Source organism: Bacillus sp. FSL H8-0516 (genome assembly GCF_038635285.1).
GTDB lineage: Bacteria > Bacillota > Bacilli > Bacillales > Bacillaceae > Bacillus > Bacillus safensis.
In genome coordinates this window covers 2,615,044-2,631,834 of the sequence record NZ_CP152051.1, presented here as the reverse complement: position 1 = coordinate 2,631,834, position 16,791 = coordinate 2,615,044, and the positions used below count along the sequence as shown (strand labels likewise).

Here is a 16,791-nt window from a genome sequence, read left to right as displayed (position 1 = left end):
GTTTCTACACATTCTATATTCACAAGGAGGTGAGAACACATGGCTCAACAAAACAGACAAAGCAGTTCTAACCAATTACTAGTACCAGGCGCTGCACAAGCTATCGACCAAATGAAGTACGAAATCGCTTCTGAATTTGGTGTAAACCTTGGTGCAGAAACTACATCTCGCGCTAACGGATCAGTTGGTGGAGAAATTACTAAGCGTCTTGTATCTTACGCTCAACAACATATGGGTGGCGGATCTTTCTAAGACACACAATTTAAAAGCTATGGCTTATGAGCGGGATCCTTCCCGCTCTTTTCTTTTTGTACATATAAATAGTTAGAATATTTTTAAAAAAGAAGACGGATTTAAAAAATTATGGCATAATACTAGGAGTAGGTCCTAATTCAAGCATTTTTCAGTTATGAGTGTTAGAATAGGTAAATTGAAACATGTTTCGTTTCATAAGAAAGAGGCTAAAAGGAGCTGTACCATGAAAAGAGAAGACTTAATTGCACCAGAACAATATAACTTAGTCAGTGAGATTGAAGCGTTCAGTCATGACAAGGAGAAAATGGCCCTGCACTGGCAGGATGGCAATGGCCACGAAGCACATGTGACGTATGCAGCATTAGTGGAAGAGGCAAATAAAATCGGACATGTTTTATTAAAAGCAGGCTTCAAAAAAGGCGATAAAATCATTGTGATGGTGCCGCGCATGCTCGAGGCATACAGCATTTATTTAGCAATTTTGAAAACAGGAATGGTCGTGATTCCTTGTTCTGAAATGCTGCGTGCGAAAGATTTAGATTACCGAATTGAACACGCAGAAGCAAAAGGAGCGATCGTCTACTCTTCATTCATTCAATCGTTCGACGGAACCAAAAAACCAAACGATTTTAAAACATTCTCAATCGGCGAAAATGATCATGGCTGGACAAACATTCTAGCGCAAAAGGAAGAGCAATCAAACGAGCTTGAATTGGCAGAGACAAAGCGCACAGACATGGCGTTTTTATCCTATACATCAGGTACAACAGGGAACCCTAAAGGGGTTGTTCATACACACGGATGGGCGTATGCACATTTACGCACAGCTGCCAAAGCATGGCTCTCCATTAATGAAGGAGATAAAGTATGGGCGACAGCAGGACCAGGCTGGCAAAAATGGGTGTGGAGCCCCCTCTTATCTGTGTTAGGCAGTGGAGCAGAAGGCTTTGTATATGGAGGGAAATTCAATCCAAATACATACTTAGAGCTGCTTCAAAATAATGAAATCAATGTCCTATGCTGTACACCAACAGAATACCGTTTTATGGCAAAAGTAGATGATTTAAGTCAGTACGAGCTGCCGAAGCTGCATAGTGCTGTTTCTGCGGGAGAGCCGCTGAACCGTGAAGTCATTGATACATTCAAAAAGCATTTCGATATAGAAGTACGAGACGGCTATGGCCAAACTGAAAGCACACTGCTCGTAGGGGTGTTAAAAGGAATGGATATCAAGCCAGGCAGTATGGGAAAACCAACCCCTGGCAACGAAGTAGATATCATTGATGAGGATGGAAACGTCTGCGCACCTGGAGAAATTGGTGACATTGCGGTCCATCTTGAAACGCCGGCTTTATTTAAGGAATACTATAAAGACGAAGAGCGTACAAAAGCGCAGCGCCGTGGCAATTACTTTATTACGGGTGACCGCGCGAAAAAAGACGAAGATGGGTACTTCTGGTTTGAAAGCCGCAGAGATGACATCATTGTCAGCTCAGGCTATACAATTGGACCGTTTGAAGTAGAAGATGCACTGATCAAGCATCCAGCAGTGAAGGAATGTGCAGTTGTGGCGAGCCCAGATGAAATCAGAGGATCAATCGTCAAAGCTTACGTCGTCCTTCGTGATGGAACTGCACAAAGTGATGAACTGATCAAAGAGCTGCAAACACATGTGAAAAACACAACAGCACCGTACAAATACCCAAGAGAAATCGAATTCATTGACGAACTGCCAAAAACTCCGTCAGCGAAAATTCGCCGTGTAGAGCTGAGAGAAAGAGAGCTTGCACGAAAAGGTCAATAATAAAGAAGCGAGAAGCGTTCGGATGGAAGCATCCGGCGCTTTTTTTGTACGGAAAATGAAATTCGTTGAAAGCAGGCAGGAGGCTTTGTGTTAAAATATGTAGGAATTTCTGAAAAAGGAGAATGTTAGTAGATGTCCATTGCGATCATTCATGGAATTGTGCTTGCCTTTGGTCTCATTTTACCTTTGGGTGCACAAAATGTATTTGTATTTCAACAAGGAGCGCTGCAGCCTCGATTATATCGAGCAATGCCTGTCGTCATCACGGCTGCTCTTTGTGACACACTTTTAATTGCTTTAGCTGTCATAGGTGTTTCTGTTGTGGTGTTTACCATTCCTGTGCTGCAAATCGGTCTTTATATCATTGGTTTCTGTTTTTTAGTGTATATGGGATGGTCTGTATGGAACACAAGCTCATCTTCAGGTGATCAAGAGAAGCAGAAATTAATGCCTGCAAGAAAACAAATTGTATTTGCCTGTTCAGTTTCTCTTTTAAATCCCCATGCGATTCTCGATACAATTGGTGTCATTGGTACGAATTCGCTGCAATATAGCGGGGCAGAAAAGCTGGCGTTCACACTTGCCTGTATCATCGTGTCCTGGTTATGGTTTATGGGGCTCGCCCTTGTAGGGAAGATGTTAGGAAAGTTAGATACAAACGGCAAATGGATGAACCGTATTAATAAGGCTTCGGCGGTCATGATCTGGCTGGTTGCGTTATACATTGCGTATCAATTGATTGTGTAAAGGTACATAGAGAATGAAACAAAGAAGCGTTTGGACGTAATGATCCAGCGCTTTTTTTGTGTATTGGACAGGCTTTCCAGCCAGTGTCAGTACGATCTTAAGAGGTAAATCAGATGCAATTGCCTGGAGGAAATGATAAAGAGTAGGCTTTATGCTACATTATCACTAGTGGGTTTTATTGGTAATTTAGTCTATTACATTATTTCCCTTGAAAGATTATAATCTTTATTAAATTTACTAAAGGAGTCTATTGATGAAGATAAGAAAAATGTTTTGTGTGTTATTGTTCATATCACTTTTATTAGGACAATATCCGGTTGGAAACGCTGTTACCGTAAAGGAGGACGAGCCTTTTAAAAAGATACAAAATGATAAAGCAGCAGAAAAACTCATAAAAAAGGCAAAAAAAAGCTCTCAATTTTTAGAGGCAAAAGAATTAGCCCAAAAGAAAGGATATCTATTAAATGGAGAAAGTGCAGCTGTTCATTTGAAAGCTGCTAAAACGGATGTTGTTTATTTTTATCTGAAAAAAAAGAAGTCAGATAATCAGCTGCTTAACAATGTTTCCTTCATTTCAGTTTCACTGAGCCAAATAAAAGCTCACTATATTCAACTTGCGGAATACGATGAGAAAGGGAATTTGCACTCATATTTCTTTCAAAATGGAAAATTGAAAAATAAGTTCCATATCAACCAAAAAGGGGAGTTTTTAAAAGGATCTTTTACCTATGGTGAAAATGATGTAAAGCAAGATATGATGGAATTAAATAAAAAAATTGTCCAAATAGATGATTCGGAAATTCAAACGAGTTTTAACTGGAACAAGTTTTGGAACTGCTTAAAAAAGAAAAGCGGTCCGAATGAATCTCTTCCATTACGTTCAATGGTTCTAGGAGCGTGTTATTATATTTGTTTTACGGGACCTGCTAGCTGTATTGCATGCGCAGTGATTAATGGAGGTATATCAGCGGGATTGGCCGGTTATTGTGTGAAAAAAGTTTGGTGAATAGGGGGGATTTAGAATGGCTCATAAAGAACAGCGTAAAGGAGTAGTTCTTGCTGTTTTAGATACGTTAACATTTGGAATACCAGTGTTGCTATGGAATTTATATAAGAATACGAATAAAACATTGAAATTAATGATCCCGATCATTCCGATTGTTGGTTTCATAACGTATCTTTTAGCATCCCTTCATTAATAAGATAAAAAATCCTTAGTATGAGCGTAACGCTCATGCTTTTTTCATTTATTTCAGAAACGTCTGCTCTTCATATGTTGAGATAAGTCACTTTTCTTCTAATTTGATCCTGTTCTGTTTTAAAATGACATTGAGGCGGGGGCACTCATCCTCGTCATTTGAAAAGGGGGATATGGATGAAGAAAACATTGTTTAAAGATGCAGCTCTCTTAACATTGGATCCAACTGTAGGTTTTCTTGAAAAGGGAGATTTATTAATTGAAGGGAAATACATTTTAGAAGTAGGACCTTCAATTGAAGTAAGTGATGCAGACATCGTTGATGCATCTGATATGGTCATCATGCCAGGTCTTGTAGATACACATCGGCATGTGTGGCAGTCTGTCATCCGGGGGATAGGAACAGATTGGTCTTTGCAGACATATTTGAGCAAAATCTATTATGGCAACTATGGAGCGATGAGACGCCCATCCGACGATCGAATCGCCAATTATTTAGGGGCATTAGAAGCTTTAGATGCAGGTGTGACCACGTTTTTAGACTGGACGATGATCAATTCATTGGATCATACAGAAGAGCTTATTGGAGGATTAAAAGATGCGGGCATACGAGCTGTTTTTGCTTTTGGTTCTTCTGGAGATGCTGAGTATTGGGATAGAGAGAGTACGCTCACTAATATGGAGGACGCAGCACGTGTGAAAAAAGCGCATTTTCAATCATCAGATCAGCTTTTAACAATGGGACTTGCGATTCGTGGTCCAGAGTTTTCTTCATGGGAGACGTCGCTATTTGAAATTGAAACAGCCCGGTCTCTAGATGCTCTATGTAGTATGCACATCGGCTTTGGGAATTGGGGAGCGGAGGATCGATCGATTGAGCGGCTTCATAAAGCAGGGTTACTCGGACCGGATTTGAACATGGTGCATATTAATGCAATTGATGCGGATCAAATGAAGATGCTGGCAGACAGCGGAAGCTCTATATCCATTACCCCTGAAATTGAAATGATGATGGGTCACGGTTATCCTGTCACAGGACTTGCGATTGAACAAGGTGTTCTTCCAACGCTCGGTGTAGACGTAGTGACAGCGACAGGAGGAGATTTGTTTGCCCAAATGAAATTCGGGCTTCAAGCAGAGCGCGCGATCCAAAATCAATCGTTGTTAATGGATGGGATCATGCCGGGGCCTGAACTTGGGCTGTCTGCTCATCAAATGCTTGAGGCTGCGACGATCAATGGGGCTCGTGCATTACAGCTCGATCATAAAATTGGGTCGCTTACACCTGGGAAAGAAGCTGATTTCATCCTAATCGACCGGACAAGCATGAATCTTCTGCCGATGACAGATCCGGCTGGCGCGGTTGTCCAAACGGCACACCCTTCAAATGTTGATTCTGTTTATGTGGCTGGAAAAGCAGTGAAACGAAACGGAAAGCTTGTTGATGTGAACCTAGAAGAGGTCAAACGAAAAGCTTATGCAGCAAGAGACCATATTTTATCACACAAGTTTGAATCGACACCTTCGTAAATAAAATAACCCCATAGGCGATGCCTATGGGGAATTGTTTACAAGGATTCTTTGATGACCTTTTTATAATATTGGACAGACAGGAATCCGAAGACAGAATAGAGGGCAGTGTAAATCGCCATGACGATAAGCATTGGAGTCCACAATTCTCCGCCGAACAAAAACCAGCCTGATTGTACAGCAAAGTAGCTGTGCAGCAATCCGATGATGAGCGGAATCCCAAAGTTAAACAGCTGTTTAAGCCGGATGCCTTTTAATAGATCCTTCTCAGTAAAACCAAGCTTACGCAAGATCGTGTAGGAGCTTTGTTCCTCTTCACTTTCATTCATTTGTTTAAAGTATAAAATACAGCCTGATGTGACAAGGAAGCTGAGACCTAAAAACCCGACCACAAACATCATTAGTCCTATTGTTTGTTTTTGCTGCTGAGCTGAAGATAATTGAGACATGCTGTTGTCACTTAGTTTTAAAGATGTAAACACGCGATTTGCTTGTTCAAGATTTTGATCATCTTTTATATTGACTGCGTTATATTGGCTATTCTCAAGCTGCAGCTTTGGATTTTTCTGTTTGTCGAGCTGCTCAAAAACATGTTGACTCACGACGGCAACAGGCAGACCGCCAAAAGTGAAGTTGTATGAAATGAGATAATCTTTCTTCATATCCATGACTTTCAAATCAATAGGCTCCTTGATGAGAAGCTTCACATCGCCTGAGCTTTGAATCGGCATGAATTTTTTTAATAGATCACTGTAGCCGCTTAAAATAACTTCGTTGTTCTCTACATGAATATTTGGTGCGTTTTTCTCACTGATCACAGGCAGTGTCAATACGCCTGGATCATTATTCATATTTTTCAACTCTGAATCCATGATTTTTTTCGCATCAAATTTCGCTTGAATCACTTTGACCTGCTTTTGATCATAAGCAATATGTTTGTCAGAAAGTGCACGAGTGAAGGTGGCTGCTTCTTTTTCTGAGCCCATGACGAAATGAGCTGGAATTTGCTGCTCAGCGGTTTTTTCTGCTGAGTAATAGGAAATGTAGCTAAGAGCCAGCAAACCGATGGCCAGTGCAGATACGGTTGTAATAATTGTTAAAAGCAGTGCATTTGATTTTAGCCTGAACATAATGGATGACAAAGATAACACTTCATGAATGGCGAGATAGCCATTTTTTCTTTTACGTACGATATTGGCAATGAAAGAAACAGAGCCTTTATAAAAAAGAAAGGTACCGATGATGACAGAGGCTAGAATATAAATCATGGCTAAAAGTAACTCAAACATCGACGTATATGAGCCGGTAAAAAGCTTAGAAGAAATATAATAGCCTGAGCTGATCAAGACAATACCGAAAACACCAATGATGATTTCAAAGATAGAGATCTTTTTCACACGCTGTTCTGTCGAAGATGTTGTTCTAAACAAAGATAAAATCGTCTGTTTTTTAATAAAACGCCTATTTCTCAGCATAATCAATCCATAGATAATGAAAAAGACAAAAAGTGTTTGCAGAAGGGCCATGCCTGAAAAATGCAGATTGGCGATGGCGTTAACACCAGTCACTTTAAATAACACCATCAGCATCAGCTTTGAACCGATAAAGCCGGCAATGATGCCGATAACCATGGCTGTCACGTACAGGATAAAGTTTTCTGCATTGAGCAGTCTGGCAATTTTTTGTTTCGTCATGCCGATGAGCTGAAGGAGACCTATTTCTTTTCCTCTGCGTTTAATAAAAATGCTATTCGCATATAGCAGGAAAATACCGACGATCGCAATGAGCAGAACCGAAGCGGCTTTAATTGAAGCGCCGCCTTTAATGGAGCCTTTTACACCATCAAGTGCTGGCGAATACTGCAAGGTGACAAAGGAAAAATAGAGTGCAACACTAAACACGAGAGCAAACACATATAAATAGTAATTCTTCAAATTTTTCTTCAAGTTACGGAAGATGAGCTGATTAATGTTCATGCTTCACACCGCCTAAGACACCTTGCGTTTTCATAATATCCTCGAAAAACATTTTTCTTTCTAAAGCGCCTTTATTCAACTGTGTATAAATCTGTCCATCCTTGATAAAAATGACGCGGCTTGAATAGCTGGCTGCGACAGGATCATGAGTTACCATCACAATGGTCGCTTTTCGTTTACGGTTGAAATCTTGCAGCTTGTTGAGCAGGTCAGATGCCGATTTGGAATCAAGTGCCCCTGTAGGTTCATCAGCGAAAATAAGACTTGGTTCATGAATGAAGGCACGAACCGCCGATGTCCGCTGCTTTTGTCCGCCAGAGAGTTCATTCGGATATTTATCTCTTAGTTCATAAATGCCCATGTCTTCTGCGAGCTGCTGAAAACGTTCAAAAGCTTCTTTTTTTGGCGTTTTGGAGATGGATAAAGGCAAAAGGATGTTTTCTTTGACTGTGAGTGTATCAAGTAAATTATAATCTTGAAAAACAAAGCCAAGCTGCTTTTTTCTAAATTCCGCGAGCTGCTGATCCTTCATTTGCGTCATCTCAGCATCTGCAATACGAATGGATCCGCTGGACACATGATCGATAGAGGACAATACGTTCAGAAGGGTTGTTTTCCCCGAGCCTGATGGCCCCATGATACTAACAAATTCCCCGGCTTCAATGGTCAAATCAATGCCGCTGAGCACCTCTTGTTTGTTGAATTTATTTCCATAGCTTTTATAAATTTTGCGAGCTTCTAAAATGTTCATTTGCTGAACCCCTTTTTCTTTTAATTGATATCTCTAGTATAAAAAGAAGGCTGCCAAACGTCCTTCGATTTGGCGAACAAAACAGACGAGCATGTGACATTGTTGTCACATGCTCGCAATATGAACAAAATCATTCTTTTTCGGAAAGATGAAGGTGAAGGTTGTCCCTTGATCTATCGTGGAGTTGACCTCGAGCGTCATATGAAGAGCGTCTGCTCCTTTTTTCGTTAAATAGAGCCCCATTCCTGTTGAGGCGGTGTCATTGTGATGTCTAGTTGAGGTAAAGCCTTTTTCAAAAATACGAGAGATGTCTCTTGGATCAATTCCTCTGCCTTGATCTGTGATCGTCAGCATGACTTGGTCATTTATTTGCTTGCTTTCAATGACAATATCGGAAGAATGGCTGTATTTGACTGCATTTGTGAGTACCTGTCTGATCATAAAGGATAACCATTTTATATCACTTAATACGGTGCGTTCCTCCAGCGTCAGCTCAAAGCCGATTCCTTTTTGCATACACCAGGATTGGAGCGCTTTGATTTCTTTTGCTATGATGCTTTGCAGGTCCAGCTTTTCAATGAATAAATCATTTTCAATATGACGTACTCTGCTTTGGTGCAGCTGGGCATCAAGTAATAAATGTATTCTGAGCCACTCATACGTCATATTTGATTTCAGCTGCTGATCTGTTAAGCGGTCAATCATTAAGCGCATCGCTGTAAGGGGGGTTTTGACCTCATGTATCCAAGAGAGCAATTCATCTTTTTCTTCTTCGAGAGCGATTTTCTGCTCTGCTGCCATCTGCCGGTAGCGTGCGATTTGCTCTGACGTTGCATCATGGATGAGCTGCTCAAATGGGGAAGAGGGGGTTAGCCGTATTTGATGTTCAATGTCATCATCCCATTCTTTCAACCTCTCATAATAAGCCGTTTCTTTTCGGTATCGGAAAAAGAGAAAGACAATCATGAGAAACGTAGACAATAGCACAATATAAAAAAGAGAAGCGATTGGAATGGTCGTATCCAAATAAGCAACAAACAGAATGAGGAGCTGCAAACTAAGAAAGAAAAGAATCCAGCTTCTTCGTTCTTTTAAAAATGCTTGCAGCATCATTGATCATCCTTTTCCTTTGCAAGATAGCCCTGACCCACTTTTGTCTCAATGAAGGCGCCAAGGGAGATCTCGTCTAGTTTTTTTCTGAGGCGGTTGACGTTTACAGTCAGTGTGTTGTCACTGACAAACCGTTCATCCTCCCACAATGCTTGAATGAGTGATTCACGGCTTACGATATGATTTTTATGCTGAATCAATTCCTTGAGAATAAATAACTCATTTTTTGTTAATTCAACCTCACCATGATCATTTGTTACGGTATTTTTTTCTAGGTCAATCGCAGCGCCGCACCATACCTTTAGGCTGGCCGGTTCTGCACTATAATCATGCACGCGGCGAAGAACAGCACTTATTTTGGCAATGAGCACGTCAAAATGGAAGGGCTTTTGCACAAAATCATCGGCACCGAGCTGCATTGACATGACCATATCAGCTGGATGGTCTCTTGAGGAGAGGAAGATGATTGGAACATTTGAATGATGCCGAATCATCCGGCACCAGTGAAAGCCATCGTATTTTGGCAGCTGTATATCTATAATGACGAGATCAGGCTGGACAGACGTGAATTCCTGAAGCACCTGATGAAAATTTTGAATCCCATAGACATCATAGGACCAGTTAACTAGACGTTCTTTGATTTCCTGGAAGAGGGTTGTATCATCTTCAATTAGTAAAATCTTAAACAAAATCAGCACCACACTTTTTGTATTCGCTTGTTGTCATTGTAGCGGAAAAAAGGACCTGCCGCTAGAACCAGACAAGAAAAAAGCAAGGGAAGAGGTCCCTTGCTTCAGCTTATTTACCTAAAAAGTGCTTTTTAAAGAATGATAGTTGGAATTCAAGTGTGAGTGGGTCATTAAAATAGAATTCCTCTGCATTGGCTTCATACACACGATGTTTTTTGACAGCTGGGATGGACTTGTAAATTTCACTGTTTTGATAGGAATTGTCCATTTCGCTGTTTTTACTAATGATCATATAGTCTCCAGCAAATTCAGGAATGACTTCCTGTGAAACCGCGTAGTAGCCGGCTTTTAATGCTTTTTCTTTCACTTTCTCAGGCATTTTCAGTTTCATTGCTTGATAGAGAATTTCTGTTCCGCGGCCCCATGCATCTCCAAAAACGTAAAGATCTTTTGTGCCGCTTTCAAAGACAGACACTGTTGCATCTTTACCGATTTTTGCTTTGATTTCTTTTCCAGCTTCAGCTGCGCGTTTTTTGAAATCTTTTACCCAAGCTTTTGCTTCTTTTTCTTTGTTTAAAACTTTTCCAATTTCAATGTGCTGCTGAAGGTAATCAACTTTGTTATACGTAAACAAAACGGTTGGTGCGATTTTTTTGAGTTTTTCTACATTTTTAGTATTGCTTAAGCCAATGATGACATCAGGCTTTAGCTTCATGATTTTCTCTACATTTGCATCAGATACTTCTTCCACATTTTTTAATTTCTTTTGGAAGCGCGGATTCTTTTTGGACCAAGAGTCAACGCCGACAAGGTTCACACCAAGTGACATGACATTCCCTGTGTAAGAACCGAGCACAACAACACGTTTTGGATGCGCTGGCAGCTTCACAGGCCCATTTTCAGATTGATATGTAATTTTGTCTGATGATGCTGATTGATTTCCTTTATTTGAGGAAGAGCTGCTGCTATTGCCACATGCGCTCAATGCAAGTACAAAGATGAGCATCAGAGGGAACAATATTTTCTTCATGAATGTAGACTCCTTTGAAATCGGCGCATAAGCCGGATATTGGTTGTATTAGTGATAATGATAATTATTATCACTTGGATATCATATCATAGGACTGTAGGCTGTTGTCAATGACATTTTGATAGCTGGTAATAAAAAATAAAAGGGGATTTTCAATAAAAAAAGATCAAGGCAGCATGTGTCCTGATCTTTTTTCTTATTTAAACCAGCCTTTTTCTTTTGAACGTGTAATGGCCTCGATTCGGTTTTTCACTTCCAGCTTATCTAAAATAATGGAAATGTAGTTCCGGACAGTGCCGCTTTTGATGCTGAGTTCTTTTGCAATTTCTTTTGTGTTTTTACCGTCTGCGACGAGTTCAAGGACTGATTTCTCTCGCTCCGTTAAAGGATTTTCATCACTATATAAGTCTTCCATCAATTCAGGGGCATACACCTTTTTCCCTTTCATCACACTGCGAATCGCACTTGCCAGCTCCTCGCTTGGACTGTCTTTCAGCATGTAGCCGCTGACGCCCGCTTTTAGCGCCCTTTGGAAATAACCGGAGCGGGCAAAGGTCGTTAAAATAATGATTTTCACATCTGATCCTTTGAGCTCTTCCGCTGCATCAAGTCCGGATTTTCCCGGCATTTCAATATCCATTAAGCAAATATCAACAGGATGTGTTTTGGCAAAATCGATGGCATCTTGGCCATTTGTACCTTTTCCAACAACCGTCATATCGTCTTCTAAATCGAGAAGTGAACCGAGTGCACCAAGCAGCATTTGCTGATCTTCTGCGATAAAGATATTGATCATTTCATACCCTCCTTTTCTTTTGCTGCTGAATCATTTGGAATGCTCATAATGAGCTTTGTCCCGTCTTTTGTTTCAATCCGCAGGCGGCCATTTGCAAATTCCAATCTTTCTCTTATTCCTAAAAGGCCGTGACCCTTCGTTTGAGAGGATGGATAGTCGCCTTTAAATGTTCCGTCGTCCTCAACGGTGATGATGGCTTCCTTTGACTTTTGGTGAATGGTAATTTTACAAACCGTTGCATCACTATGTTTGACGACATTCGTCACCGCCTCTTTGATGCACATGCTCACAATGTTTTCGTTCAGAAGTGAGATGTGTTTCGGTGCTTCCTTTTCATCATAAATCAATTCAATTCCAGCTGCTTCGAGAATTTGCTCGATGTTCGACATTTCATCTTTGATTCGGATGCCTTTCATGGAGGAAACAATCTTCCGTACTTCATTGAGAGACGTTCTGGCGGTCTGCTGGACGCTTTTGAGTTCGGCACGAGCCTGTTCAGGGTCTTTATACACGAGTTTACGGGCAAGATCACTTTTTAAACCGATCAAAGAAAGCTTTTGTCCAAGGGTGTCATGCAGGTCGCGTGCAATGCGCTGCCTTTCTTCAAGCTTCACAAGATCTGCAATCCGTTCATTGGCATATTCTAATTTCTCCTCAAGCCGTTCACGTTCCTTCCTGCTCCGAATGCTGAGAGGAAGAAGAATGGCACTAATCAGGGTGATGACGACAAAAGGAATTTGTGTGAGAAACCAGCCCTTTTTTAAGATCAAACTAAAGTTCACTGCCACGGCGGCGCTCGCCAGATGGATATAGTACAAGATATAAAAGGGAACTTTTCGTTTAATATGTCCGTTAAAATAGGCGATGCAAAAAGCGAAATAAATATAGCTGTAGAGCATCACATAACCAGTTGAAATGCCGATCAATAATAGGCCAAAGACATATAATGACCAGCCTTTTGCAACAAAGGCAAAACGATACACAGCGAAAAAGACGACGTTCAAAATAATGCCGATCACAATACCTAAAGTCGAAGGTGTCTTAAGGATAAAATAGAAGGGCAGGATGAAAAAAATGGCCCATATATAGGGGGAAATCCCATGCAATTTTTGAAGTTTAAACTGTTTTTTCATCCGTGTGCCACCTTTTTTCGTTTTTCATTGTTTTTCCTTACTTTATCAAATTCAGCCTATTGCTGCATCCTGTAAATGACAACAAGCCCCTTCTCGTGTAAGAAAGAGCCTGCGCCGATTATGCATTTTTCTTGAGAATGTCTCCTTTGATAACAGGAACGTTCATCTTCTTAGATTGCCGTGCTTCTCTAAACGTCACAAATGCTTTCGTTTCCTCATCCCACAGTCTAAATTTCATCGACTCAAGGCTTGTTTTCAACGTGATGGTCGGGACATTTTGCAGCGGTTCACTTTGGTCATGGGCATGCTCTAAAAGATAATTCGGTACTCTTGGGCTTAAATGATGGACATGATGGTAGCCGATATTACCTGTTAACCATTGAAGAAGCTTTGGCAATTTGTAAAAGGAGCTTCCTTCAACAGCTGCCTGCACATAGTTCCAATGTTCATCTGCTTCAAAATAAGAGTCCTCAAACGTATGCTGTACATAAAACAACCATACACCGATAGATCCTGAGATCAGGAAGATCGGACCTTGAACAAGCAGGAATTCCTGCCAGCCAAAAAGAAGACATGTTGCGGCTGCTAACGCAATGATGCTCACGTTTGTGAAATACGTGTTCCAACGCTCTTTTTTACGAGCATTTTTGACGTTGAAACGGTTTTTTAAGAGAAAAACAAAGATCGGTCCTAAAATAAACATCACAAAAGGGTTACGATAAAATCTGTAGCGAAATTTCGTCCATGCTGATGCTTCTTGATATTCTTTGACTGTTAGGAGCCAAATGTCGCCAGTACCTCGTTTGTCTAAATTACTGCTTGTGGCATGGTGAATGGAATGATCTCGTTGCCATTGAAGATAAGGGAAAAGGGTGAGTACGCCCGTTAAAAAACCGAACAGGTGATTTAGCGGCTTCTGTTTAAAAAAGGATTGATGGCAGCAGTCGTGAAAAATAATAAAGACACGCACTAAAAACCCAGCTGCAATAACCGCAAAAAAGAGGGTTAAAAGGTAGGAGATATTCAGGCTATAATAGGCAAGAAACCAAAGCCCTAAAAATGGAATGAATGTATTAAAGAGTTGAATGATACTTTTTTTCGAATCAGCACCAGAGAATTGACCCACTTGTTTTCTTAAAGTAGCTTGCTGCTGTGTGTTTGTTGAAGTCGTCATGAACGTTCAAGTCCTTTCCGTTTCTTTCTACTTCAAAGTATAGAAGGAAAGGTGTCATGCTCATAGTAGCACCCATCATGTATTCAATATGACATTTGTCATGTTTGTCATCAAAAAGGCTGATGGGATACGGTTTTGAGCTTATTTCAATATAAATAAAAAAAGTAAAGGCGCTGGGCCCTCACTTTTTATGAACGTGCTTCATGTACTTTTAACTGCTTGCCTTTAATGGTTGTGTGGCGCATAGCATTCAGCACAAGAGGGCCTTTGCCGTTTAAAATATCTACATATGTTTTTGTGTCTTGAATCGTAATAATCCCAATGTCATCGAATGCAACGCCTTCTATTTTGGCAATGGTCCCAACGAAATCAACAGCCCGCAGCTTCTTTTTCTTTCCGCCGTTAAAATAGAGCTTCATAATATCCTTCTCAACGCCTGCCTGTTTATTTTCCTTTTGAACAGGCGTTTCAATTTTCTCTTCGAAGCTTTCTACATGCTCCTCTGCTTCTTCCTTTGTCGGATAAGGCTGTGTTTGAAAGTCTATGCCGGCATCCTGCTTTAATTCATCAATAAGCGGTTTTGCATTCTTTGTCATAAACGCAATCGTTTTCCCGCTTTTTCCCGCTCTGCCTGTTCTGCCAGTCCGGTGAATATAGCGCTCTTTTTCATAAGGGAGATCATAATGAATGACATGTGTCATATCACTGACATCAATTCCCCGGGCTGCTATATCTGTTGCGATCAGATAACGGAATTCACCTTTTTTAAATTCATCCATCACATCAAAGCGGTCTTCCTGTCTCATGCCGCCATGAATTTTGTCACAGGGCACATCCCATTCGTCCAGCTTCAGTGTGAGTTCATTCACTCTGTCTTGTGTATTACAGAAAATAATGCAGCTATCTGGATTTTCAATGACGATCGTACGCTGAAGAAGGGAGAATTTCGATTCTTCTTCCGTTTCAATGACGGTGTGGGTGATTTGCTGTACAGACGTTTCTTCACGTGCAATCTCAATGACTTTTGGTGATTGTAAAAACTGTTCGCTCAATTTCTTCATGTCATCAGACATTGTCGCTGAAAACAGCATCGACATGCGCTTTGGCGGCAGATACTGAATAATAGAAGAGACTTGATCGATAAATCCCATGTTCAGCATCTCATCCGCTTCATCTAACACGAAAAATTTGAGATTTTCTAAAGAAAGGGTGCCTTTCTCAAGATGATCCAAAATGCGGCCTGGTGTCCCGCATACAATATGGTTTTTCTGTGAAAGCTCTACTTTCTGCGCTTGAAAAGAGGCTTTTCCATAAATGGCTGCGGCTTTGATTCGTTTGAATCGCCCGAGGCTTGTGAGGTCTTGTTTGACCTGCATGGCGAGTTCTCGTGTTGGAACGAGGATGAGGGCTTGAGGTTTATTTTCAGCCCAATCAACCATTTCACAAATCGGCAGACCATAAGCTGCAGTCTTGCCGCTGCCAGTCTGAGATTTGACGATTAAATCCTGCTTTGAAAAAGCAACGGATAATGTCTCGTGCTGAACGGGTGTAGGTGTATGGAAGTGAAGCGCTTCAAGCGCTTGTTTCAATTCATCACTTAATGGATATTGATTAAAATGTTGTAATGTCATCGTGTTCTCCTTTTCGTACATTCATACTTGTGACATCATACCATAACCATGACCGTGAATGAAAAGACATAAAAAAAAGCCCCATAAAGGAGCTTTCAGCGCGCGGACAAATCTCAAAGGAATCTGCGTTTTACTTTTTCCCAGTAAGAGTTGTCTTTTAATTTCACCGTTTTAATGACTTTTCCTGAAAGGCCAATGTCAATTTGTTTGACGTGTTTTGTGCCGAGCGCTTCGTTATCAAGCCCGATAATTGGATGATCGTTTCCATCCTGCACTACCTTCAGCGTCAGCTTGCGGTCACTGCTCAAGATGAAAGGAGCGCCTAATGTACGGTACGAGTTATTATTCAGCGATGCAAGCTCTGTGACTTGCATACAAGGAAGCATCGGATCAACCACGGCGCCGCTCACGGATTTATTGTAAGCCGTTGAACCAGTCGGAGTGGAAATAATCATGCCGTCGCCTCTAAATGTTTCAAAGTGGAAATCATCTATATACACATCGATCACAAATGTTTTAATAATGCTGGAGCGGATCGACAGTTCATTTAAGCAATGGAACTGGTTTGTACTGTCAACGCTTACATCGATGATTGGGTATTTTCTCACTTCAAGCTGTTCAGTGTTCATGGCATCAATCATTTTATCAAAATGCTCTAACGAGAAATCGCAGTATAAGTGCGTATTTTCTGATTTTGATACCCCTACATACAAGCAGTCATCCCGGAAGTTTGTTTTACGTACTGCTTGAAGAAATGTGCCATCCCCGCCAATTGAAGCAATAATATGGGCATCCTCTGCACGCTTGACGACGTGAAAGCCCTGATCGGTAGCGAGCTTCTCGAGAGAAGAAATGTGTCCATCCAATTCATGATCTTTTTTGTAAAAGAAAAATACATTGCGACGATTGTCTGTCATTGACGTTCTCCCCTTTGCTGTCAAAAATAATTTTCAATGATAAAGGGCTT

Annotated in this window: 16 protein-coding genes; 6 read left to right on the top strand and 10 right to left on the bottom strand. The window is 40.9% G+C overall.

What is annotated here, in order from left to right; all coding sequences use genetic code 11:
* Window positions 1-39 precede the first annotated feature (39 nt).
* The 6 genes from MHB67_RS13295 (at window position 40) to MHB67_RS13270 (ending at window position 5,534) form a co-directional block, all read left to right on the top strand.
* Entirely contained in the window at window positions 40-252 is a 213-nt protein-coding gene (locus MHB67_RS13295) for an alpha/beta-type small acid-soluble spore protein (protein ID WP_024424829.1), read from the top strand.
* 226 nt (window positions 253-478) lie between these two features.
* Window positions 479-2,059 (top strand): acyl--CoA ligase, encoded by a 1,581-nt coding sequence (locus MHB67_RS13290; RefSeq protein WP_149126381.1) that lies wholly within the window; start codon window positions 479-481, stop codon window positions 2,057-2,059.
* Between the two features lie 132 nt (window positions 2,060-2,191).
* Window positions 2,192-2,806, top strand: a complete 615-nt coding sequence (locus tag MHB67_RS13285; protein WP_248351540.1) for a LysE/ArgO family amino acid transporter — start codon at window positions 2,192-2,194, stop codon at window positions 2,804-2,806.
* A 253-nt stretch (window positions 2,807-3,059) separates the two neighbouring features.
* Window positions 3,060-3,812 carry a hypothetical protein gene (locus MHB67_RS13280; RefSeq protein ID WP_342492560.1) on the top strand — a complete coding sequence of 251 codons (753 nt, stop codon included), beginning with the start codon at window positions 3,060-3,062 and terminating at the stop codon, window positions 3,810-3,812.
* Between the two features lie 16 nt (window positions 3,813-3,828).
* Complete coding sequence (locus MHB67_RS13275) at window positions 3,829-4,005, top strand: hypothetical protein (RefSeq protein WP_166644691.1); 177 nt, start codon at window positions 3,829-3,831, stop codon at window positions 4,003-4,005.
* 176 nt (window positions 4,006-4,181) lie between these two features.
* Window positions 4,182-5,534: an amidohydrolase family protein gene (locus tag MHB67_RS13270; protein WP_185853764.1), complete on the top strand. Its 1,353-nt coding sequence runs from the start codon at window positions 4,182-4,184 to the stop codon at window positions 5,532-5,534.
* Window positions 5,535-5,572: 38 nt separating this feature from the next.
* Here MHB67_RS13270 and MHB67_RS13265 read toward each other — a convergent pair whose 3' ends face one another.
* From MHB67_RS13265 to MHB67_RS13220, 10 genes are all read right to left on the bottom strand, one after another.
* A complete protein-coding gene (locus tag MHB67_RS13265) occupies window positions 5,573-7,510 on the bottom strand; it encodes an ABC transporter permease (protein WP_172881347.1) in 1,938 nt (645 codons plus the stop codon).
* On the bottom strand, window positions 7,500-8,261 hold the full coding sequence (locus tag MHB67_RS13260; RefSeq protein WP_024426158.1) for an ABC transporter ATP-binding protein: 762 nt from the start codon (window positions 8,259-8,261) through the stop codon (window positions 7,500-7,502). Before MHB67_RS13260 ends, MHB67_RS13265 begins: the two co-directional genes overlap by 11 nt.
* 105 nt (window positions 8,262-8,366) lie before the next feature.
* Entirely contained in the window at window positions 8,367-9,371 is a 1,005-nt protein-coding gene (locus MHB67_RS13255) for a sensor histidine kinase (protein ID WP_073206979.1), read from the bottom strand.
* On the bottom strand, window positions 9,371-10,060 hold the full coding sequence (locus MHB67_RS13250) for a response regulator transcription factor (protein WP_056768201.1): 690 nt from the start codon (window positions 10,058-10,060) through the stop codon (window positions 9,371-9,373). Before MHB67_RS13250 ends, MHB67_RS13255 begins: the two co-directional genes overlap by 1 nt.
* Window positions 10,061-10,169: 109 nt before the next feature.
* Window positions 10,170-11,090 carry an iron-hydroxamate ABC transporter substrate-binding protein gene (locus MHB67_RS13245; RefSeq protein WP_024424819.1) on the bottom strand — a complete coding sequence of 307 codons (921 nt, stop codon included), beginning with the start codon at window positions 11,088-11,090 and terminating at the stop codon, window positions 10,170-10,172.
* Window positions 11,091-11,286: 196 nt separating this feature from the next.
* Window positions 11,287-11,886 carry a response regulator transcription factor gene (locus tag MHB67_RS13240; protein WP_024424818.1) on the bottom strand — a complete coding sequence of 200 codons (600 nt, stop codon included), beginning with the start codon at window positions 11,884-11,886 and terminating at the stop codon, window positions 11,287-11,289.
* Window positions 11,883-13,019 (bottom strand): sensor histidine kinase, encoded by a 1,137-nt coding sequence (locus MHB67_RS13235; protein WP_024424817.1) that lies wholly within the window; start codon window positions 13,017-13,019, stop codon window positions 11,883-11,885. The genes MHB67_RS13240 and MHB67_RS13235 overlap by 4 nt, the downstream gene beginning before the upstream one ends.
* A gap of 118 nt (window positions 13,020-13,137) precedes the next feature.
* The gene (locus MHB67_RS13230) at window positions 13,138-14,193 is read right to left on the bottom strand and encodes a fatty acid desaturase (protein ID WP_024424816.1); all 1,056 of its coding nucleotides are present in this window, start codon (window positions 14,191-14,193) and stop codon (window positions 13,138-13,140) included.
* Between the two features lie 188 nt (window positions 14,194-14,381).
* Window positions 14,382-15,824, bottom strand: coding sequence for a DEAD/DEAH box helicase (locus tag MHB67_RS13225; protein WP_257803006.1), 1,443 nt, complete (start codon window positions 15,822-15,824; stop codon window positions 14,382-14,384).
* Window positions 15,825-15,937: 113 nt separating this feature from the next.
* Window positions 15,938-16,741 carry an NAD kinase gene (locus tag MHB67_RS13220; RefSeq protein ID WP_024424814.1) on the bottom strand — a complete coding sequence of 268 codons (804 nt, stop codon included), beginning with the start codon at window positions 16,739-16,741 and terminating at the stop codon, window positions 15,938-15,940.
* Between the last annotated feature and the right edge of the window lie 50 nt (window positions 16,742-16,791).